Here is a 23556-nt window from a genome sequence, read left to right as displayed (position 1 = left end):
AATTTTTAATTAAAAGGAAAATACTATGAATATAGCAAAGAAACCGCCAGTAAAATGGCTTCCACTTCTCATTATTGCGGGGATATCTGCATTATTGTGGCTTTTGGTATCCCCACCAGAGGGTATTAGTTTACAAGGTTGGCGAACCAGTATTATATTTGTTGCAACCATCGCCTGTATTGTGGCCGAAATTATGCCTATTGGTGCTATTGGTTTATTAGCCATTACGGTTTTTGCTGTATTAAGACCATCAGGTGCTGAAACAGCTACGGATGCAATCAAAATTTCTTTAAGTGAATTAAATAGTAGTTTAATTTGGCTTATTGTTATCGCCTTTATGATTGCTAGAGGATTTATCAAGACTGGTTTAAGCAAACGTATTGCTTATTTTTTAGTTAAAATTCTAGGAAAAAACACTTTAGGTTTAGCTTATGGACTATCAGTAACCGATGTGGCTTTAGCGCCAGCAATTCCGAGTACTACTGCTCGAGCTGGTGGGGTTATTTATCCAATAGCAGAAGCTTTAGCGATAAACTTCAAATCCAACCCGAAAGATGAATCAAGAAACCGGATTGGGACATTTTTGATGTTAACCATTAGTCACGTTAATGACATTACTTCAGCAATGTTTTTAACTGCTTTTACCGGAAATTTATTAGCAGCAAAATTAGTCACTTCATCTCTTGGGATCACCTTAGGGTGGGGACAATGGTTTATAGCAGCTATAGTTCCTTGTTTGGTTTCATTTATTGTTATTCCTTTAGTAATTTATTTCTTAACCAACCCAGAGTTAAAGAAAACCCCTGAAGCGCCAAAATTAGCTGCTGAAGAACTTAAAAAAATGGGGGCAATCACTATTAAAGAGATCATTATGGGCTCTACCGTGATTCTACTTTTAGCACTTTGGATCTTTGGTAAAAATGTCGGTATTGATTCAACTACAACAGCATTTATCGGTTTAACCATTTTAATCTTAACTGGTGTATTGAGCTGGGATGATATCAAAGGTGAAAAAGCTGCATGGGATACCTTAATTTGGTTCGCCGCACTGTTAATGATGGCTGGTCAAGTAAATAAACTTGGCGTAACTAAGTGGCTAGGCGATACCATCGGAAATGCAGTAAAAGGGCATTTGGGTGATAGTAGCTGGGTTTTAGTTATTGTAATTTTATGCATCGCTTATGTTTATTTGCATTACTTCTTCGCAAGTGGTAACGCGCATATTGCTGCATTGTTCCCTGTGTTTTTATCTGTAGCAATTGCATTAGGTGTTCCACAAATGATAGCTATTTTTGCTTTGGTAATTTGTACTAACTATTTCGGTTCAATTACGCAATTTGCTAATGCACGAAACCCATTACTTTTTGCTGAAGGTTTTGTACCAGTAAAAACTTGGTGGAAAGTTGGATTTATTTGTAGTGTGGTTAACCTAATTATTGTCTTTACCATCGGTATATTATGGTGGAAAATTATTGGATTAGGTTAATATATTCGATAACCAAAACCGCCAAAGTAATGGCGGTTTTTTAATTAATTGTTAGAATAATAAGTCAAATTAGAAGGTTTCAATTGATAACTTCCAATCATTAACCGCTTTCCAATATTTTTTTTCTTGTTCTAAATCTAATAAAATCAAACGATTATTTTCAACAAATTGTTTATTAATGGCTAACGTTACTTTGGTTGATTTTTCTTTGGATAAAATTAACTGAAAAGCATTTAAGTCTAAATCAGTATTGCGTTGGTTATTAATCAGGATTGATAACCTTAAAATTTGTAACATTGCCATAATATGTTTGAATTCAAACAAGCTAAAATAAGGGAATTCCTCGATGTTAATTGATTTACGATGATAACGAACTAAGGTGGATAACAACAGCTGCTGTTCTTCATTAAATCCGGGTAAATTACTATTTTTTAATATATAACTCGAATGTTTATGAATAGAGGAATAGTTTATTTTCAGACCAACTTCATGTAATTGAGCTGACCAATATAAGATTGACTCCACACTATGCGGTACCATCATTGAGGTTTGATCTTTCCATTGAGAGAAAAAATACTCTGCCGTTTTTACAACTTGTTTTGCATGACGTTCATCAATATTATAATGTTGTGATAGTGACTCGGCGGTGGTTTCTCGTATGTCACGATAATTTGGACCACCGATAAGTTCATACAATACACCTTCACGTAAAGCACAAGGACTAAATTGCAGTTGTTGCAAACCTAATGCATTAAAGACACCACTAAATATAGCAAGCCCACTGACAAAAACATTCTTTCTTTCATCAGATAAAGAAGGGTAGTCAATAGCATGAAAATCATTAAATTCTAAAACATAACTGATTAAGTCTTCTAAACGTTTTGGGGTAATAATCCCATCATTAACCCCAAGATCAAGTAAAATATTATAGATACTTTTGATGGTACCTGACGTGCCAAAAGCAGCAGTAATATTTTGTTTTTTAATTATATTAATTAAATTTTCGACTTGTTGTTCTGCGGCTAATTTTGCTTGTAGAAAGGAATCTTTATCGATTTTTTTTTGTGGAAAATAGTGTTTAGTATAGGTTACGCAACCCATTGGTCGACTGGCAACAAGTATTGGTTTTAGATTATTACCTTTACCTATTGCGATTTCAGTTGAACCACCACCAATATCAATAACAAATTTAGTATCATTTTCGTTGGTTGACTCGGCGGTCATTGTACCGAGATATATCAATCGTGCTTCTTCCTGTCCAGAAATTATTTCAATAGGATAGGGTAAAACTTTAGCCGCTTCATTCAAGAATTTGTGTCTATTGGTCGCAATACGTAGGGTATAAGTGGCGACAATTCTGACATTTTCTGGAGGAAATCCGTTTAATCGTTCGGCAAATAGCGCTAAACACTCTATTCCTCGCTGAATACTTGATTCACTCAATTCATTATATTCATTTAATCCAGTGGCTAAATGAATATTTTTTTTATTTTTATAGATGATTTGCCTAGCCCCATCTATATTACGGACTATAACCATGTGAAAACTATTAGAGCCTAAATCGACGACAGCATATTCATTGAATTTGTTCACGTTTAAAATCCTTAGACCGATGATTCCATCTGTTTTAAATAATCATAAATGGCATGTTGCGCCCTTACTTTTTTCTTATTACCTCGTTGAACATAATTATTCATATTATCTTTATCAATAATTCTAGCTTTTACATTATCGTTACATTGCAAATTAAAAATGTCATGAATAGTTGTTTTCAAAATGGGATCGAAAATTTTAACCCCCACTTCAATTCGGTTATCTAGGTTACGAGGCATCCAATCAGCTGATGAGATATAAGTATCTTTTTTACCATCGTTTTCAAAAATATAGACCCTAGCATGTTCTAAATATTGATCCACTATACTAGTAACATAGATATTTTCACTTAAATTAGGAATTTGTGGTACTAACACACAGGTTCCTCTGACAATCATCCTAATTTTGACACCAGCACAAGAGGCTCGATAAAGTTGATCTATCATCTCTTTATCTGTAATAGCATTAAGTTTTAAATAGATCCCAGAAGGTTTACCTAATTGGGCATTATTGATTTCACGCTCAATGAATTCATAAAAACGCTGGCGGGTGTTTTGCGGAGATACGAGTAGATGATTAAATGAAACTGGTTTGAAAGGATTTTCAATAAAGTTAAATACTTTGATCACTTCATCAGTAATAGCCGGATCGGCGGTTAACAATGAAAAGTCGGTATAAACGCGTGCGGTTTTTTCGTTGAAATTACCCGAACCTATATGGGCATAACGAACAATTCTATCGTCTTCTTTTCGATCAATTAAAAATAATTTAGCATGAATTTTCAATTTTGGTTGTGAGTAGATAACTTTTATACCACTTCGAATTAACCTTTTAGCCCATTTTATATTAGCTTCCTCATCAAATCGAGCTTGCAGTTCAACTACTACTGTCACTTTTTTACCATTATTGGCGGCATTTATTGCCGCATGAATAAAGCGAGAATCTTTAGCAACTCGATAAATATTCATACGAATATGAGTGACAGCAGGATCAAACGATGCTTGTCGCATAATCTCAAGCACATGACCAAATGAATAGTAAGGGTAATAGAGCAATACATCACGATCTTTGATGGTTGCAAAAGCATTGCGGAATTTTTTAAATCGATTATAAGCAAGACTAGGTAAACGTTTATTGAGTAAGTTTTTAACACCAAGATCGGGAAAATTAGCTAAATCTTTGAAGTTAGGATAACGACCGCCAGGCATGGCATCTTGTTCGGTTAATCTTAATTTATTTATCAATAATTCAAATAATGCTTTAGGCATATCTTTTTGATAAGTGAAGCGTACCGGTTGTGCCGTTAATCGTTGCTTTAAACCTTGAGACATGAGTTCAAGTAAGCTATCAAGTTCAGTATTTAATTCATATTCAGCATCACGATTAATATTAATCGAATAAGCATTTAATTCTACAGCATCAAAAAAAACTTTAAAAATATCCGCTAAACAATAACGTAAAATGTTATCTAAAAAGATGATTGATTTATTTTTGGTGGAAACTTCTGATGGCAATAGTACAAAACGCGGAGCATTATCGGTTGGCAGTTCGAGTAATGCATAACTAATTTTGTCTTTACAAATAATTTCAACGGCTAAATAAGCATGATCATCTTTTAAAAATTGAATTAATTCAGTATGACTATCGAGAAGAATAGGGGTGATGTACTGCCTCAAATTTTGTTTATAATAATTTTTTATCCAAGTTTCTTGGTAAGAGGTAAGTTGTCTTTCATTTATTAAAAAAATCTGATTCCTTGCCATTTCTAACAATAGCTCGTTATAGAGCTGATCAAACTGTAACTCAAGTTGAATGACTTTTTGAGTAACCTGACGTAACAAATGTTTAGCATTTGAGGTGGATTGAGCTTGTTCTTGCTCAATAAGGACATATTTTTTTAAATTTGCAAATTGGACTTTATAAAATTCGTCAAGATTACTTGAGTAAATGCCTAAAAAACGGATTCTTTCTATAAGAGGATTACTTTCATCAGCAGCCTCTTGTAACACCCGTTGATTAAATGACAACCAACTTAACTCTTTGGGTAAATATACTTTTTCTATTATCATTTTTTTATTATGTCCATTCCACTAATTTCATAGATAACAGAATAGCGGAAGTTAAAAAAAAAGCTAGCATATAGCTAGCTTTTTATTATTCATTTAAACAAAATTAAAAATGATTAAATGCGATGAACAGAAGTTGTGTTAGTTGTTCCGCTTGGAACTAATGCACCTGATACCATAACAATAGTATCACCTTGTTTCGCATTACAAATTTTAACTGCCATTTCTTTACCTAAACGGTAGAAATCGTCTGTTGAATTAATTGCATCAATTAAGATAGGCTCAACACCTTTAGATAATGCTAATTGATTAACAGTTTTTTGGCTTGAAGATAGTGCCAAAATACGAGCCGTTGGGAAATAATGGCGAAGTTCACGAGCTGATTTACCACTACGAGTTGCAACAACTATCAATGGCACATTTAATCGCTCAGCGATTTCTACTGCACCACAACATACAGCAGCAGTAATACGTAATGTTTCTTCTTTGGTTGTTAACTCTAATTTAGCTGGAATAGTACCATCAGTACGTTTACAAATAGTCGCCATTACATTAACTGCTTCAAATGGATATTTACCTTTAGCACTTTCACCAGATAACATAACTGCATCTGTACCATCAATGATAGCATTAGCAACGTCACCCGCTTCAGCACGAGTAGGGCGTGGATTTTTGATCATTGAATCTAACATTTGCGTTGCAGTAATAACAGGTTTTGATGCTTTGTTACATTTTTTGATCATCATTTTTTGAGCAAAAATCACTTCTTCAACCGCGATTTCTACACCTAAATCACCACGAGCAACCATGATACCGTCAGATGCTTCTAAAATTTCATCAAAATTATCTAAACCTTCTTGGTTTTCGATTTTAGAGATGATTTTAATTTCTTCACCGCCGTGAGCTTTAAGATGAGCACGGATATCTTCTACGTCAGAACGTTTACGGATAAATGATGCTGCAATAAAATCAACGCCTTGCTCGCAACCAAAAATTAAATCATTTTTATCTTTTTCAGCAAGTGCAGGTAATTTAATTGAAACGCCAGGTAGGTTAATACCTTTGTTTTCACCAAGGTCACCGTTATTTAATACTTTACAAATAACTTCGTTACCTTTGATTTCTTGAACGTCCATAGCGATTAAGCCATCATCCACTAACACACGGTTACCTGGTTTTAGATCTTGTGCAAAACCTTTATAAGTAACAGCTACACGTTCTGAGTTACCCACTACATTTTCATCAGTGGTAAAAGTGAAAGTTTGACCCGCGACAAGTGATACATCATTACCACCTTCAAGCTTAATAGTTCGGATTTCAGGCCCTTTAGTATCTAGCATAATAGCTGCTTTCAAGCCAGTTTCTTGCATTACTTCACGTAAGTTTTTAATTCGATTACCATGCTCTTCAAAATCACCATGAGAGAAGTTTAAACGCATTACATTCATGCCTGCATTTAATAATTTAGTTAACATCTCTTTTGATTCGGATTTTGGACCTATAGTACAAACAATTTTTGTCTTTTTCATAATATTATCTACTAGTTGTTAAAGTTAATGTTCAAATTTGAATAAATGGTTTTAATTAAAAATATTTAAACAAAAAAAACCAATGCTAGCGCATTGGTATAAAAGGGGGAAGAGTAACCTTTTTAAGTTACTCTTATAAAAAACCTTATTTAAAGAATTAATTAATTTCATCAAAAACGGCATCCTCAAAACTTTTTTTATTATAGTCTTATCGACATTTTAAATAAAGTTTTTTATCAAAAAACTAGACATCATTTGCTTAAGAAACAGTAAAATTTCAATCTTGTATAAAATTTCAGCTTAGAAGTTTTAAAATGTATTCAGTTAAATTACATCAGATCCTTAAGTTGGTAAATTAGTTCATTATCTTTATTTTTTAGTATTAGTTGTTCTTTATTTAAACTAACTGATGCTCCATTTTGAATTAATTGAGTAATAATAGTATCTAATTTATCCAATTGGTTATCTTCACAAACCAAGTGCGTTATATTAAATATAGGACTTATAATCGTATCATTAATTAATCTTACTTTGGTTGTAAAATAATTACACATTTGTCCTGAAATGTTCATGTTTTCACCAAATTCAAGTTCTGCGTGTTTATCGGGTGAAATATCTTGACCATTAGCTTTAATTAACACAAAGCGGTGGTGCATCAAATCTTCCGCTTTAACCTTATTGGATTGATCACAACCTGTCATTATCAGCGTTCCTGAAAGTAGTACAGCTGATAGTAAAGTCTTTTTCATCTTAACTCCTAATAAAAGGTTAAATTTGTTATAATGAATTTAATTAAAAATTGGATACGATTATTTTACTTTTATGTTAACTCAACAGCAAATTAAATCTTTAGAATCAATGACTTTCTTAGATAAATACAAAATAAGAAAGCTTTCAAATAAAACATCAAATTTTAACGATATTCAATCAGCTATCAATCAAGCTGTTGAACATTATCATGACCGATTAAAATCGTTACCTAATCATATTAATTTTCCTGAAAATTTACCCGTAGTCGATAAAAAACAGACGATATCCGAAGCAATAAAAAATAATCAAGTTGTGATTATTGCCGGAGAAACCGGTTCAGGAAAGACCACACAAATACCTAAAATATGCTTAGAATTAGGCTTAGGGATCAAAGGTCTTATTGGTCATACCCAACCGAGAAGATTAGCTGCTCGCTCGGTTGCAAATCGTATAGCAGAAGAATTAAAAACTGAAATAGGGCAATTAGTTGGTTATAAAGTTAGATTTTCAGATCATATCAGTGAAACTACCTTAGTTAAACTTATGACTGACGGGATTTTATTAGCAGAAATTCAGCAGGATAGATTATTACTTCAATATGATACGATTATTATTGATGAAGCTCATGAACGTAGTTTAAATATTGATTTTATTTTAGGATATTTGAAACAATTATTACCTAAACGCCCTGATTTAAAGGTCATTATAACCTCAGCGACAATAGATGTTGAACGTTTTTCTAACCATTTTAATCAGGCGCCCATTATTGAAGTATCCGGTAGAACCTATCCTGTTGAAGTCAGATACCGCCCAACTAGTTTTACTGAGGATTCGGAAAACGATAAAAATAATGATTTTCAACCTATTATTGATGCAATCGATGAATTATCAGCTGAAAGTGCCGGGGATATTTTAATTTTTCTAACAGGAGAGCGAGAAATACGTGATCTGGCTGATACATTAAGAAAATTAGAGCTCAAGCATACCGAAATTTTACCTTTATATGCGAGATTATCTGCATCTGAGCAAAATCGTATCTTTCAACCACACACTGCAAGGCGAATTGTTTTAGCAACAAATGTAGCCGAAACATCTTTAACGGTTCCTGGTATTAAATATGTTATCGACCCGGGTTTAGCCAGAATTAGTCGTTACAGCTATCGTACCAAAGTTCAACGATTACCGATTGAACCTATTTCTCAAGCGTCAGCCAATCAACGAAAAGGGCGTTGCGGTAGAACTTCCGATGGTATTTGTATCCGTCTATATGATGAACAAGACTTTTTATCTAGACCGGAATTCACTGACCCCGAAATTCTTCGAACCAATTTAGCTTCAGTTATATTACAAATGACATCATTGGGATTAGGTGATATAACCGCTTTTCCATTTGTTGAGTCTCCTGACTCTAGGTATATTCGTGATGGGGTACGATTATTAGAAGAATTAGGCGCTATATATAGTAAACATCATCATTATCATTTAACCGAAATAGGGCGGATTTTATCGCAATTACCCATTGATCCCAGATTAGCTAGAATGTTAGTTGAGGCAAGAAGATTAGGTTGTATAAAAGAAATAATGATCATTACGGCGGCATTATCTATACAAGATCCTAGAGAACGGCCTTTTGATAAACAACAAGCTTCAGATGAGAAACATCGTAGATTTGCAGATAAGGAATCTGATTTTATCTCACTGATTAATTTATGGAACTATGTAGCAAGTCAACAAGCTGAGTTGTCTGGTAATCAATTTAGACGATTATGTCAAAAAGAATATCTTAATTATCTTAGAATTCGTGAATGGCAAGATGTTTATACGCAAATTAGGCAAACAGTTAAACAACTCGCATTTCCTATTAATAGCCAATCAGCCGATTACCGATCGCTACATACGGCACTGTTAAGTGGCTTGTTATCACATGTTGGGATGAAAGAAGTTGAAAAGCATGAATATATTGGTGCACGAAATATTAAATTTGCTATTTTTCCAAATTCAGCCATTTTCAAAAATCAACCAAAATGGTGTATTGCTAGTGAACTTGTCGAAACCAGTCGATTGTGGGGCAGAACGGCGGCTAAAATTGAAGCAGAATGGATCGAACCGATAGCCAAACATCTCGTAAAATATAGTTATAGCGAGCCTAGGTGGTCTAAAAAACAGGGAACGACTATTGCTAATGAAAAGGTCACTTTATTTGGTTTACCAATTGTTGCCAGCCGCATAATTAATTATAGTAAAATTGATCCAATATTAAGTCGTTCGTTATTTATTCGCCATGCTTTAGTTGAGGGCGATTGGCAAACTAATCATAGTTTCTATAAACAAAATCAAAATTTAATTAATGAAGTAGAAGATCTTGAACATAAATCTCGCCGTCAAGATATTCTAATTGATGATGATGACCTATATGATTTTTATGATAAACGAATAGACAAATCCGTTATTTCTGCAAAGCATTTTGATACTTGGTGGAAAAACAAAAAAAATGTTGATCCTGATTTTTTGAATGTTGAAAAGAATATGCTGATTAAACAATCAGCACAACCAGTAAAACTTAATGATTATCCTGATTTTTGGTATCAGGATAATTTGAAATTACCATTAACTTATCAATTTGATATTGGTAATGAGCGTGACGGTGTAACAATTTCTATTCCGCTTAATGTCTTAAATCAAATAAAAAATAGAGGATTTGACTGGCAAGTTCCAGGTTTTCGCTATGATTTAATTATTGCTTTAATTAAATCTTTGCCTAAATCATTACGTAAAAGTTTAGTTCCAGCACCTAACTATGCGGATGCATTTTTAACTAGAGTCAATTCGATAGAGCATCCTTTACTTGAAACATTAGAAAATGAATTTAGAAAAATGACGGGAGTAAGAATCAAACCAACAGATTGGCAGTTAGATCAAATTCCCAATTACTTAAAGATGAATTTTAGTATTGTAGATCACAACCGTGAAATTGCTTTTGGTAAAGATCTGATGAAGCTTAAAGAACAACTTAAAAGCGAAGTTCAAAAGGCTTTATCATCATTGACGCAAAAAAAATCTTTACCAATAGAGCAAAGTAATATTACCGATTGGGATTTTGGAGTGCTACCAAGTATTTACGAAGAAAAACAGAATAATTACACGATCAAGGCTTATCCTGCAATCATTGACAACCAAAATTCGGTTAGCATTAAACTCGTTGATTCACTTGAAGAACAAAGGCGACTGACAATGCTTGGAATTAGACGATTGTTGATTTTAAATATTCCGTCACCGATAAAATATCTACATGAAAAGTTACCAAATAAATCTAAATTAGGTTTATATTTTAATTCGTTTGGTACGGTACTTAATCTCATTGATGATTGTATTGCATGCGGGGTAGATCATTTAATCGAAAAGAATAATCAGAAAGTGCATAATCAAGAGCAATTTCAACAACTGTTAATTTATACTAAAAATCATATCAATGAAACCGTAGTAGATATTGCAAAACAAGTAGAATCAATATTAACTCTTCATTTTAATATTAATAAGAAATTAAAAGGTCGAGTTGATTTATCCTTAGCATTTGCATTATCAGACATAAAACAGCAAGTTGGTGAATTAATTTATAAAGGTTTTGTTGCCAAAACAGGTTATGACAAATTGCATGACATTTATCGCTATTTATCGGCTATTGAAAAACGTTTGGAGAAACTTGGTACTAATGTTGCCAAAGATAGACAAGCGATGAGTGTAATAGAAGAAGTGAAAAGTGAATATCAAACTTGGGTGAATAATTTGCCAGAAAATCAAAAATCATTGAGCAAAGTTACTAATATAAGATGGATGATAGAAGAACTTAGAGTTAACCTATTTGCTCAGCAACTGGGAACACCTTTTCCAATTTCTGCAAAACGGATAAAACAACAAATCGAAATGGTATCTTCTGAATTGTGATAAAAAGTAGAGTTGTAAAAAAGGGCGTTTAGACGCCCATTTTTATTATTTATAAAGATCAACAAATACTGTGATATTTGGTCCTTTTGAATCGTGAGCAATTCGAGCTATGTGGTAATATTTTGCTCCGCCTTCAATAGCACGTTTTCCGGCCTGATAGGAAATTTCCTGATCAGTCACATAATATCCTCTGAATTTTATTGTATCAAAAGCAACCATCTTAGCAGCAGTTGCGTCATTAAGTTCCTGAATTTTCCGCCCATCAGACAAAGTTACCGTGTAACGATTAACTCTTTGAGGTTCAGTAACGACAGGATTGCTTGTTCCATTATCTGAAGGTGTTGCAACTTTAGCCGTTGTGGCTGTAGTTGAGGTTGTAGTTGTATTTTTTTCAATAACTTTATTGTTAAATTTATCTGCATAATATTTTTCATTGAATGCAGAAGGGGAATAATAACCAGGTTTTTCAACTTGCATTGCAGCTTCACCACCTTGAGCTAAGGCCAATTGACCAGCCTCAGAATCATAAGGGATTGCATTTTCAGGTTGTAACTTACGTTCTGGAGCATCTTTTTTAAACAAATAAGCAGCTATTTGTAAATTACTCCCTAATTCTGAGCGAGAATCGATATAGAAACCATATGCACCTTGAGCTGATGCTTCTTTAGCTATAGCTTGATTTATATCATAATCAGTTGGGAAGTAACCACGGATACGCACAATATTAAATGGTTCTAACCGAATAGCTTTTGATTTTGGATATTCATATACGCCTTCAAATTTACGTAAAGTTTCTGTTTTTTCGACAGCTTTAGGTGCATCTGATTTGTATAATTTTGCATAAACAATACGTAATGTATCATTAGAAGGACTAATATTAGTTGTTGTTATATAAAAAGAAGCCGCTCCCTCGTTATCTGCAGCTTTTGACATAGCCATAACGTAATCGCTATCTGTATAAAATGCACCACGAATAGTGATACTTTTAAAAGATTGCATACTGTTGGCTTGTTCTTCAGTTAATTGCTGGGCAGCAAAAGAACAAAAAGGCACAAGCGCGACAGTAGTTGCGATAATTGTTTTTTTTAAACTTGTCATATAAAAAACCTTACAATAAATTTTCCATTATTTTAGCACAAATAAATTCAATTTACTAAATCTATTAAAGCTTCCAAATTATTAATATATATATATTTCCCCTTAGCTGTTAAAATATTTTGCTCTTGCATTTTTGATAAATTACGGCTAACAGTTTCAATGGTTAATCCTAAGTAATTAGCTATTTCAGCTCGACTCATTGCTAATTTTATGCTTAAAGACGTATGTCCTCTTTGTTGATATCGAAGATAAAGAGAGTAAATAAAAGTGGCGAGACGTTCATCGGATTTTTTCTGAGAATAACATAGAACCAATTTTTGATAATTATAAATATCAGCACTTAGTAATTTCAATACTAAATCTCTAACATCTTTATGAGTATCAATCATGTTCATCAATTCATCATAATCGAGTTCACAGATTAAGGTATTGCTTAACGCTTGAATATTATTATTATGAATTTTTGTTGAAATAGCATCTAATCCAACAATATCTCCGGGTAAATAAAATCCATTAATTTGTTCATTATTTTCAGGTGTTGTTACAAAAGTTTTGAGAGCACCAGAGTGAACGATGAAAAATTTTTTTAATGGTGTTTTTGCTTTAACTATTATTTCTTCCTTGGAATAAGATTTTTTACGTTCTAAAACACTACTTAATGTATTGTTGAGTAACCTTGGAACACAAAGTCCGCTAATACTACATAACTCACAAGGAACAGAATAACTATTGGAACGTAATGTCTTATAAATACTATGCATATTATCCTAAATATAAACGCAATAAATTTGGGGGTGATAAGGGTACCATATATTGCGAAAAAACAAAAACTACCCATTTCTTGTTTATTTTATAATTCAATAAAAAGAAAAGGAATCGAAAATCACCTTTAAATTTATAACTTGTCATTAAAATAAGTTATTTAAATAATATAAATCAATTTATTGAAAAAAAATAGTGTTATACAGATTTAAAGTTGATTATTGAAGATAATTCATTTAATGAATTCTATTTAATATTTATTATTTAACATAATATACATTATGCGAACTAATATATATTTATAAGCAGCCAAAGTTATGATGCAAATTTAAATAACAAAAGTTTTTCATTGTTATCATAAAATGATATTGGTTCTTAATACCAAGCTGGGCATCGTTTAAAAAAAATAATATCAATAACTCTATACATCGATATTACATTATTTTTCTGTTGTTGTAGATTCTGTAATTGCAGCTTACTTAAACAAACTTACTCAAACCAATCGATAGTAAATTTTGCTCATATTGATAACAGTCATTTAATAATTAATAATGTGTGAATATGACATTTTAAAGTTCTACAGAGAGATACTCAATTATGTTATGATTTTTTAACCCAACACTTTTAATCAATTATAAAGGAATATTTTATGAATTATTATAAAGAGGTTTTCTTCTAAGTATTTTAATACATTAGGAGAAAATATTTTGAAGTTTAAACAGCAATATCGAAATAATTATGAAATTACATATAACGAAAAAGATAAACCAGTAAGATATTACCCTTATCTTCGTAATTATATATTTAAATGTTTTAGTACCAAACAAGAAAAAAGTGCTTATTTTCTTCATATAATTGAATATAAGCGCTATAAACTAAAAATTAGAACATCAAGAGGAAAAAATTTACCCAATCCGTATGATGATTATAGTTCAAACGCATATAAATTGTTAAAAAGCTGGAAACACAATTCAAAGAGAAAAAAACAGTATCATAATTGTTAATTTCTTTAATGCACATAATAATGTATTTTTATTATGTGCATTAATTTATAATAAACATTAGTTATTTTAGCTATTTAAGTAAAATATTATAAATACTCTATTGTTAGTATCCAAACCGAGTAGAAAATCATGTTTCTATTATTTAATTGCTAGCATATTATTTATTACTTTATGCGGTCTTTCTGTGTTATACATCTCTAACTTCTTTTCGATTATTTTTCTTAGTTGTTCAGATCTTTTCGATATGTTGGGTTCAATTATTCTATATAGCCGTATTGATAAGGATGACCTGGTTTAATTTAATCTAGGGGGACTCCATGTGATTATGTCGAGCTTATGAATCTGTTTGAGGTAAATTCTGCCCCATTATCAACGTGTATTTTTAATTAATAATAACCATAGTATTCGCTAGGTTGTCTAAATAACGGGTAACTCTACCTGCCGATAAAATAACGTTAAAGATTATAAATCGACGAAATTTTCATTACTATCACACATAAAATCCATTGACCAACATTCTCTTAGACTACTTGGTACTTATAATGGCTCTGAATAATGTTGTACAATTGTTTATTAAAGATAAAGCCGATAACCCCCTTTATGATTCCACGTATATCCCAGTTTCCTGATTTCCAAAATACTTATCTGTTCTTACGAGCTGAAGTAACACTATAGCTTTTTTATTGTTTCTTGCTGAAACCGAGAAGTTAAACTTAATTAGATATACATGTATTTGAGTTTTCGATTTCAGTTTCCAGTTGTTTTTAACAGCTTAATATCCGAAAAATGCATACTACTATATTTATCTCGCCATTTATAAAAATATATTGCCATAGTATATTGACGGTAAAGTTCTTTAACAGGAACACCTGCTTTAGCTTTTTTTAATAATATCTAGACTATTTTGGAGCCCTGATAATTTTTTTCATACTGAAATTCTCCTTAAAAATATTATCGAGAATTTGCCACTTTTTTATGTACTATTTTAAGAGATGGTTACACAATACATCTACTTGACTAAAAAATAAAACGCTATTTGTTCAGAACAAAATTCAAGATGGTGTTCTAATTCTTTTTTGAATAAACTTCGATATTCAACTGTTTTTTATCTTCTTCCTATGTAATTTATTATCAATAATAGTTAAATAAATATATAATTATCATCTAATTAGATAAATTAAATTTCTGTATATAATGCAATTTTTAACCTTTTATTATTTTTTAAACTAGCAAAAACATACAATATTATTGTCACTAAATTTATTATTTGCATAAATTTACCTTATGACAAATGTTGTAAAATTGTTAATTCCCCCATTAAAGCTAGCGACATTATTAAAGCATAAAATTTTAAACAAAATGTCTCAGTGGATATTAAGTATGGAGGGATAATTAGGAATAAATTTAAAAGGCAGTATTTGCCTTTATTTATTAATTCCAATACCGCATATTGGTCAATATGATAAAACAATAAAATGAAAAATATAATTATAATGGTTCTATTCCCTTGTTAAGTTACTATAAGAAGGAATATTACCGCCCTTTCCTTTTTAAAATAAATTAATATAAATCAATATGTTGTAGTTAGAATAATGTATATTATGTTAAATATATCACATTATTACGAACTAAGACCTAATTTATTATTCATCTAAATATTCATCAATAATTACTTTTTAATAACAACATTTTAATAACAAAATCAATTATTTTTTACCAATAAAATCAGTTCGCTACCTGGAGGCGATTGTTTAAAAATATGTGTTTTAATCTTACCCCAAACTTGCATTTCACAAGCCTTACAATTAAATTTTAGGATTAACTCTTCATTATTATTCTGAACCAATTTCATTGGAGTTACTTTGGTTTTAACTCCTTGAATGCCTTTTGCTTGTTTGGGACATAAATTAAACGCAAATCTAAGACAATGCTTGGTTGTCATTAAAGGCACATCATCTTTAACTTCATGCGCTTCAAAGGCACTATCAATCAATTTCACGCCATGTGTAGCATAAAATTCACGAGCTTTATGATTATAAACATTAGCCAAAAAGCTTAATTGCTGTTCTGGATATGTTGGCGCTGGGTAAACTTCTGGTTTACGGTTATTTCTACAATAATGATTTAATCGTTCTAATGTTAATTTATCAATAATATCTCGTCTTAATTGGTTTAATTGACTGCTCGGAATAAAATAGATACTTTTTAAATTAATAATGATTTCCGATAGATAATATGATGTTTGGCCTAACTTAGATAAACTGTCTCTAATAGTATTAAGTGCTTTATCTTGTTGTTTGGCGAGTTCAAATTGGCCTTTTAGTTCAATATTAACGCAACAACCCTCTTCGCTTGTTGCGAATAATTGTATACTATTTGCGCTATTTTTAAGCTCAAACTTCACACCGATTCGGCGAGAACTTGATTCTTTTAATAAAATTTGTTGCCAATTATGATCCAAATTACGATTAATTTGATAAGGTAATTTTATGGAATGTAAGGCATTAGGTATTTCATTAGGAAATACTCGATAAAGATTATTAGCAATTTTTTCTACTTTATCTGCTCTAAAACCTAAAATTTCTCGTTTAATTAATACATTTAAACCATCACCATTGATTAACGTATTTTCTGATTTGATATCAATTGATTGTTTAGCAATTTTTATGATTTCACCTATAGGTAAACCAATAAATTTAGGAGAATCAAAAGCACCAATGTTGGGTTGTCTACCACGAACAAAATAATCGGTAGATCCTCGATGAAATGTTCTATTTGGATCAGGAGTAAAAAAGTGTTCAGTTTTGCCACTTGATGCTGCTATAAAATCTGTGTTCTTTTCTAAAATTTCATCCAATTTTTTACGATAAAATGCGGTAATATTTTTCACATAACTTAAATCTTTATACCGACCTTCAATCTTAAAAGATCTTACTCCTGCTTGTATTAGCTGGATTAAGTTGTCAGATTGGTTATTGTCTTTCATTGATAAAAGATGTTTTTCATATGCTACAATTCGACCTTGATCGTCTTTCAATGTAAATGGTAATCGACAAGCTTGAGAACAATCACCTCGATTAGCACTTCTACCTGTTTGAGCATGAGAAATATAACATTGACCAGAAAAGGCAACACATAGTGCTCCATGAATAAAAAATTCAATATTGGCATCAATTTGTTGATGGATGTTTGCTATTTCGCTTAAATTTAGTTCTCTAGCTAAAACTATTTGAGAAAAACCAACATCTGAGAGAAATTTAGCTTTTTCCGGCGTTCGAATATCCATTTGGGTACTAGCATGTAGATCGATTGGTGGAATATCCATGGCTAATATGCCCATATCTTGAACTATTAAAGCATCTACACCGGCATTATATAGCTGCCAAATTAGTTGTCTTGCAGCTTCAAGTTCATTGTCATGAAGGATGGTATTTAAAGTGACGAAAACTTTGACATAAAAATGATGAGCAAATTCAACCAATTTAGCAATATCATCTATTGAATTACCTGCATTATGACGAGCACCAAAATGAGGACCGCCGATATAAATAGCATCAGCTCCATGTAATATAGCCTCTTTTGCAATTTCTATATTTTTTGCTGGACTAAGTAATTCTAGTTTATTGTTAGTGATATGTTGCCGATACATATAAAATTCTCTGGAAATATAGCATTAGATGATAATTACAATATAAAAATGGCAAATAGGATAAATATTTGCCATTAGTGTTTTTTTAATCAAATTTTTTAATCAATGTAAGATTGATTACGTAGTGCTTCAATACGTTTATCTAAAGGTGGATGTGATAAAAATAATTCAGAGAACTTAGCTTTCTTTTCACCATTGATACAAAATGCCAATATTGAGGCCTCTTCGTTGGGTTCATGGCTTATTTTTAGTTTCTCTAATGCGGCAATCATTTTAGCTGCGCCCACCAATTTGGCTGAACCTGCATCGGCATGAAATTCTCGATAACGTGAAAACCACATAGCAATAATACTTGCCAAAATACCAAATATTGTCTCAAAAATCATAACGATAACATAATAGGCCAAAGTTGATAGTCCTTCACTTTTCTCTTCCAATACTTTTGTTACCATTGAAGCAATTATTCGTGAAATGAAAATAACAAAAGTATTAAGTACACCTTGTAAAAGTGTCATAGTCACCATATCACCATTAGCTACATGACTCATTTCATGCCCTATTACGGCTTCAGCTTCGTCTTGGGTCATCGCTGACAATAGACCAGAACTTACTGCCACCAATGAATTATTTTTTGTTGCTCCTGTTGCAAATGCATTAATATCATTAGCTTGATAAATTGCAATTTCTGGGGTTTTTATTTTAAGTATATTAGCTTGACGACTAACAATATCCACTAACCATTGTTCTTGAGCGTTGCGAGGATCTGTAATTATTTTCCCACCTACAGCCCGTAGAGCCATTGTTTTGGATAAAAGTAGAGAAATAAAAGAACCACCAAAACCAAAAATAGCTGCAAATATGAGTAATCCTAATGTACTATGAGCATTGACCCCAAAAATACTTAAAATTATACCAAATACAAACATAACAGCTAAGTTAGTTAGGATGAATAATCCAACTCGCATCATAAATAATTCCTCAATACTTTTTTCTAAAATAAATAATTTTACTTAATAAAATAAATAAAATTTAAAATATGATCGCAAAAATGTTTCGTTACTACAACCTCTTTGATAGGAAATTTTTAAAGGATAATTTAAATGACTATTGAATAGCCAACACCACAATGGGGAGCAGTAACTTAATGTTAGGATTCAGGTTTTAACTTTTTTGGAGGAGACCCTATCAGCCACATCCCACACACATATTTTTTACTTTGGCTGCTTCCTTCCGGACCTGACCTGATGAGCAAAAAAATGTTGCAAGAGGACCCATAGAGCCTCCATTGAAGAGGCAGTATTATGCTTTAATTAGCAATTTATTACAATACTTTTTTATAAAAAAAATTAACCTTTCTGTCGTGTAATAACAACAGAAAGGCTATTACTTACGAAACGAAATTTAAGAACTAATTTAATTTATAAAGTTAAATTTTTCTCGATTCGTTCTCTAAATTTAATACCAGGTCTAAATGTCACAACTCGTCGAGCTGAGATATCAACACTTTCCCCGGTTTTCGGATTACGACCTGGTCGTGAATTTTTATCACGAACAGCAAAATTGCCAAATCCAGAAAGTTTAACAGGCTCACCTTTTTCTAAAGCAACTCGAATTTCTTCGAAAAAAAGTTCAACTAGGACTTTAGCTTCTTGACGATCAATATCAAATTTATCGGCAAGTCGATCTGCAATATCAGCTTTAGTTAATGTCATAATTATTATTCTCTTAATTGGGCATTAAAACGATTTTGTAAAGCAATAATACATTTGCTTACAATGTTTGTTATATCTTCTTCTTCCAGTGTACGTGATTTGTCTTGTAAAATCAAACTGATAGCAAGGCTTTTCTGGTTTTTTTCGATATTTTCACCTTGATAGACATCAAATAAATTAACTTTTATAAGCTGTTCACCACCAGCACGCTTACACTCAGTAATAATATCTGCTGCTGGTATTGTATTTGATACGACTACAGCTATATCACGCTTGTTAGACGGATATTTAGATAATTCATGAGCAACAGGAACTCTTTTGCCATTAATTTTATCTAAATTTATTTCAAAAACAAGCGTTTTACTATTTAAAGATAATTTTTTTTCAATTTCTGGATGTAAAACGCCAAAATTGCCGATAAGATCGTCATTTATGTAAATTGCTGCACTTTGGCCTGGATGTAATGCCTCAAGTTCTGATTTTCTATATTCGACTGTATCATTACAACCTAAAAGAGAGAATAGTAATTCTAAATCCCCTTTTAAGTCGTAAAAATCGATATGTTGTTTAGGTAATGTCCAGTGTTCTTCATAGAGGCTACCAGTCACAACACCGGAAAGCATCAATTCTTGGCGAACACCAAATTCACATGAGCTGTCAGGGATAAAACGCAAACCCGTTTCAAATAATCTCATTCGAGATTGTTGGCGGTTTTGGTTGTATAACACTGCATCTAATAATCCAGACCATAAGGACAGACGCATAACCGACATTTCACTCGAAATTGGGTTTGGTAATGTAATTTGTGCTTGTTGTGGATGTAATGCTTGTTGAACTTTAGGATCAACAAAACTATAAGTCACAGCCTCTTGATAACCTTTATCAACGAATAAATTTTTTACTCTAGATAAAGGAATTATACTTTCTGGTTTTGGCTTCATTACAGATTCAATCTTCAAATTTACATTAGGAATGTTGTTATAGCCATAAATCCGAGCGACTTCTTCAACTAAATCTTCTTCAATTTGTAAATCAAATCGCCAACTAGGTGATTTCACCGTCCAAACGTTTTCGTTATAAGAAACTTCACAACCTAATCTAACTAAAATATCGGTAATTTTTTGAGTTTCAATTGAATAACCAATAATTCGATCTATTTTATTTCTACGTAATTGAATTGTAGCTTGAGTAGGAAGTTGTTGTTGGTTGGTAACTTCAATGATTGGACCAACATCACCACCACAGATATCAACAATCAATTGAGTTGCTCTTTCGATTGCAGTTGATTGTAAATAAGGATCAACACCTCGTTCATATCGATGAGAGGCTTCAGTATGTAAGCCATATTCACGTGCTTTTCCTGTTATAGCTAAAGGAGAAAAGAATGCTGATTCAAGGAAGATATCTTTAGTTGTATTAGTAACACCTGATTTTTCCCCACCCATAATACCAGCTATAGCTAAAACTTTTTGATGATCGGCAATTACTAATGTTTCTTCATTAAGTTCAACTTCATTACCATTGAGTAACACAAGTTTTTCTGCTTGATTCGCATAACGAACAACTATGCCCTTTTCTATCTCGGCTAAATCAAACGCATGCATTGGGTGACCAAGTTCTAATAAGACGTAGTTAGTAATATCGACAATTGCGTCGATAGAACGAATACCACCACGACGTAATTTTTCTCTCATCCACAGTGGCGTGGTTGCATCAACATTGATATTTTTAATGATTCGGCCTAAATACCGAGGGGCAGCTTTAGCTTCATTAACTTGTATTGACAAAGTATCTTGAATAGTAGGCGTAACTTCTTGAGTTTTCAATTCTTTAACTGGAATATTATTCACAGCAGAAATATCTCTTGCAACACCAATGATGCCGAAACAATCAGCACGATTTGGTGTTACACTAATATCAATCATTACATCATCTAAATTTAAATATTGTCGTATATCTTGTCCTAAAGGGGCATCCTCTGGTAATTCAATAATTCCATTATGATCGTCGGAAATGCCTAACTCAGAATAAGAACACAACATCCCTTCCGATGGTTCACCTCGAAGTTTTGCTGCTTTGATTTTAAAATCACCAGGTAATACAGCGCCAACTGTGGCACAAGCTACGGTTAAACCTTGACGACAATTAGGTGCACCACAAACAATATCCAATAATTCTGGTTTACCAATATCTACTTTGGTCACTCGTAATTTGTCAGCATTAGGATGTTGTTTACATTCAACAACTTTACCCACTACTACACCGGTAAAATCACCAGCAACTTTTTCAATATCATCTACTTCTAAACCAGCCATAGTTAACTGGTCAGCAAGTTTTTCGCTACTTATTTCTGGATTGATCCATTCACGTAGCCAACTTTCACTAAATTTCATGTTTTGATCTCCAGAATTAATTAAATTGTTTTAAAAAACGTAAATCATTTTCAAAGAAAGAACGTAAATCAGTGACACCGTAACGCAACATGGTCAATCTCTCTATTCCCATTCCAAATGCGAAACCACTATACACTTCAGGATCTATCCCTACATTGCGTAATACATTAGGATGAACCATACCGCAACCTAAGACTTCTAACCATTTACCATTTTTAGCCTTAATATCCACCTCTGCAGAAGGTTCCGTAAAAGGGAAATATGCTGGTCTAAATCTGATTTCCATATTATCTTCAAAGAAACAATGAAGGAAATCATGTAACAAGCCTTTCAAATGGGTAAAACTGATATCTTTATCAACCAATAAACCTTCCATTTGATGGAACATTGGCGTGTGGGTCTGATCGTAATCATTACGATAAGTTCTTCCTGGGGCAATGATCCGGATTGGTGGTTTTTGATTTTCCATAGTTCGGATTTGAACTGTTGAAGTTTGGGTACGTAATAAACGTTTTGCATCAAACCAGAAGGTATCATGATCAGCACGAGCAGGATGGTGTGCTGGGATATTTAATGCATCAAAATTATGATAATCATCTTCAATCTCTGGTCCAGTCTCAACCACAAAACCTAGTTCACCAAAAAATTCCACTAAACGATTAATTGTTTTAGTAACCGGATGTAATCCACCTAATTCAAGTGATTTGCCTGGAAGTGTGATATCAATAGTTTCATTTGCTAGTTTTGCATTAAGAGCTTGACGCTCTAAGAAATTACGCTTTTGATTTAATAATTCAATAACTTGTTGTTTAGCATCATTAATCTTCTGACCTACAGCTGGTCGCTCATCGGCGGAAACATCACGTAAAGAAGCCATTTGCATGGTAAAATAGCCTTTCTTACCAAAATATTCTACACGAATCTGCTCGATGGTATTAATATCGTTAGCACTTTCAATAGCAGATTTGGCATTGTTTACCAGTTCAACTAATTGAGACATACAGTTCTCCTGCTTATTATTTATTACATAAAAAAAGCCTCTTCTGAGGCTTTTATAATTATTTTTCGTTTTTCATTTGCCTCATGAACGAATAGCAATACTGAAGCTAAAAAAGAAACGAAAGATAACTAGATTCATAATCAACTCTTAAATAATTAAGATTATAAAACATAAAAGCCGAGATAACTCGGCTCTTATAAAGCTATTAAAGTGCAGCTTTTGCTTTTTCAACTAATGCAGCAAATGCATTTTTATCAAATACTGCAATGTCTGCAAGGATCTTACGATCGATTTCAATTGAAGCTTTCTTTAAACCATTAATGAAACGGCTATAAGAAAGACCACATTGACGAGCAGCAGCATTGATACGTACAATCCATAATTGACGGAATTGACGTTTACGTTGACGACGGTCACGGTAAGCATATTGTCCTGCTTTAATTACTGCTTGGAAAGCAACACGATATACACGTGAACGAGCACCATAATACCCTTTTGCTTGTTTTAAAATTTTCTTGTGACGTGCACGAGCAATAACACCACGTTTAACACGAGCCATAAACTATATCCTC

At 32.4% G+C, this 23556-nt stretch carries 15 protein-coding genes and 1 other RNA gene; 2 read left to right on the top strand and 14 right to left on the bottom strand.

Going from position 1 to position 23556, the window contains the following annotated elements; all coding sequences use genetic code 11:
• The first annotated feature begins 25 nt into the window (after positions 1 to 25).
• Positions 26 to 1486: a DASS family sodium-coupled anion symporter gene (locus tag DKK70_RS07980; protein WP_110433489.1), complete on the top strand. Its 1461-nt coding sequence runs from the start codon at positions 26 to 28 to the stop codon at positions 1484 to 1486.
• 69 nt (positions 1487 to 1555) lie between these two features.
• Here DKK70_RS07980 and DKK70_RS07975 read toward each other — a convergent pair whose 3' ends face one another.
• The 4 genes from DKK70_RS07975 to DKK70_RS07960 all read right to left on the bottom strand — a co-directional run bounded on the left by DKK70_RS07975 (position 1556) and on the right by DKK70_RS07960 (position 7423).
• Entirely contained in the window at positions 1556 to 3100 is a 1545-nt protein-coding gene (locus DKK70_RS07975) for a Ppx/GppA phosphatase family protein (RefSeq protein ID WP_445972078.1), read from the bottom strand.
• Positions 3091 to 5148, bottom strand: coding sequence for a polyphosphate kinase 1 (gene ppk1, locus DKK70_RS07970; RefSeq protein ID WP_110433488.1), 2058 nt, complete (start codon positions 5146 to 5148; stop codon positions 3091 to 3093). The genes DKK70_RS07975 and ppk1 overlap by 10 nt, the downstream gene beginning before the upstream one ends.
• Before the next feature lie 113 nt (positions 5149 to 5261).
• Positions 5262 to 6674 carry a pyruvate kinase PykF gene (gene pykF / locus DKK70_RS07965; protein ID WP_110433487.1) on the bottom strand — a complete coding sequence of 471 codons (1413 nt, stop codon included), beginning with the start codon at positions 6672 to 6674 and terminating at the stop codon, positions 5262 to 5264.
• Between the two features lie 329 nt (positions 6675 to 7003).
• On the bottom strand, positions 7004 to 7423 hold the full coding sequence (locus tag DKK70_RS07960; protein ID WP_110433486.1) for an META domain-containing protein: 420 nt from the start codon (positions 7421 to 7423) through the stop codon (positions 7004 to 7006).
• 73 nt (positions 7424 to 7496) lie between these two features.
• Here DKK70_RS07960 and hrpA point away from each other — a divergent pair, with 73 nt between their 5' ends.
• Positions 7497 to 11366 carry an ATP-dependent RNA helicase HrpA gene (gene hrpA / locus DKK70_RS07955; RefSeq protein ID WP_110433485.1) on the top strand — a complete coding sequence of 1290 codons (3870 nt, stop codon included), beginning with the start codon at positions 7497 to 7499 and terminating at the stop codon, positions 11364 to 11366.
• 45 nt (positions 11367 to 11411) lie between these two features.
• On the opposite strand, the gene DKK70_RS07950 is transcribed toward hrpA, so the two are convergent.
• The 10 genes from DKK70_RS07950 to rplT form a co-directional block, all read right to left on the bottom strand.
• Positions 11412 to 12464, bottom strand: a complete 1053-nt coding sequence (locus DKK70_RS07950; RefSeq protein ID WP_110433484.1) for a YdgH/BhsA/McbA-like domain containing protein — start codon at positions 12462 to 12464, stop codon at positions 11412 to 11414.
• Positions 12465 to 12511: 47 nt separating this feature from the next.
• Positions 12512 to 13225: a helix-turn-helix domain-containing protein gene (locus tag DKK70_RS07945; protein ID WP_110433483.1), complete on the bottom strand. Its 714-nt coding sequence runs from the start codon at positions 13223 to 13225 to the stop codon at positions 12512 to 12514.
• 2707 nt (positions 13226 to 15932) lie between these two features.
• Complete coding sequence (locus tag DKK70_RS07930) at positions 15933 to 17879, bottom strand: peptidase U32 family protein (RefSeq protein WP_110433481.1); 1947 nt, start codon at positions 17877 to 17879, stop codon at positions 15933 to 15935.
• Between the two features lie 98 nt (positions 17880 to 17977).
• Positions 17978 to 18847 (bottom strand): protease HtpX, encoded by an 870-nt coding sequence (gene htpX, locus DKK70_RS07925; RefSeq protein WP_110433480.1) that lies wholly within the window; start codon positions 18845 to 18847, stop codon positions 17978 to 17980.
• 212 nt (positions 18848 to 19059) lie between these two features.
• Positions 19060 to 19155, bottom strand: an RNA gene (gene ffs, locus DKK70_RS07920) — signal recognition particle sRNA small type.
• Positions 19156 to 19297: 142 nt separating this feature from the next.
• The gene (locus DKK70_RS07915) at positions 19298 to 19591 is read right to left on the bottom strand and encodes an integration host factor subunit alpha (RefSeq protein ID WP_034882129.1); all 294 of its coding nucleotides are present in this window, start codon (positions 19589 to 19591) and stop codon (positions 19298 to 19300) included.
• A gap of 5 nt (positions 19592 to 19596) precedes the next feature.
• Positions 19597 to 21984: a phenylalanine--tRNA ligase subunit beta gene (gene pheT, locus DKK70_RS07910; protein WP_110433479.1), complete on the bottom strand. Its 2388-nt coding sequence runs from the start codon at positions 21982 to 21984 to the stop codon at positions 19597 to 19599.
• Positions 21985 to 22000: 16 nt separating this feature from the next.
• Positions 22001 to 22984, bottom strand: coding sequence for a phenylalanine--tRNA ligase subunit alpha (gene pheS / locus DKK70_RS07905; protein WP_034882132.1), 984 nt, complete (start codon positions 22982 to 22984; stop codon positions 22001 to 22003).
• An 81-nt stretch (positions 22985 to 23065) separates the two neighbouring features.
• The gene (gene pheM, locus DKK70_RS17500; protein WP_122983220.1) at positions 23066 to 23122 is read right to left on the bottom strand and encodes a pheST operon leader peptide PheM; all 57 of its coding nucleotides are present in this window, start codon (positions 23120 to 23122) and stop codon (positions 23066 to 23068) included.
• A gap of 67 nt (positions 23123 to 23189) precedes the next feature.
• Positions 23190 to 23543, bottom strand: a complete 354-nt coding sequence (gene rplT, locus DKK70_RS07900) for a 50S ribosomal protein L20 (RefSeq protein ID WP_024496189.1) — start codon at positions 23541 to 23543, stop codon at positions 23190 to 23192.
• Positions 23544 to 23556 lie beyond the last annotated feature (13 nt).

It is taken from the genome of Gilliamella apicola (genome assembly GCF_003202655.1).
GTDB classification, from domain to species: Bacteria; Pseudomonadota; Gammaproteobacteria; order Enterobacterales; family Orbaceae; genus Gilliamella; species Gilliamella apicola_R.
The sequence above is the reverse complement of the archived record's forward strand: the minus strand, read 5'-3'. Positions and strand labels throughout refer to the sequence as shown.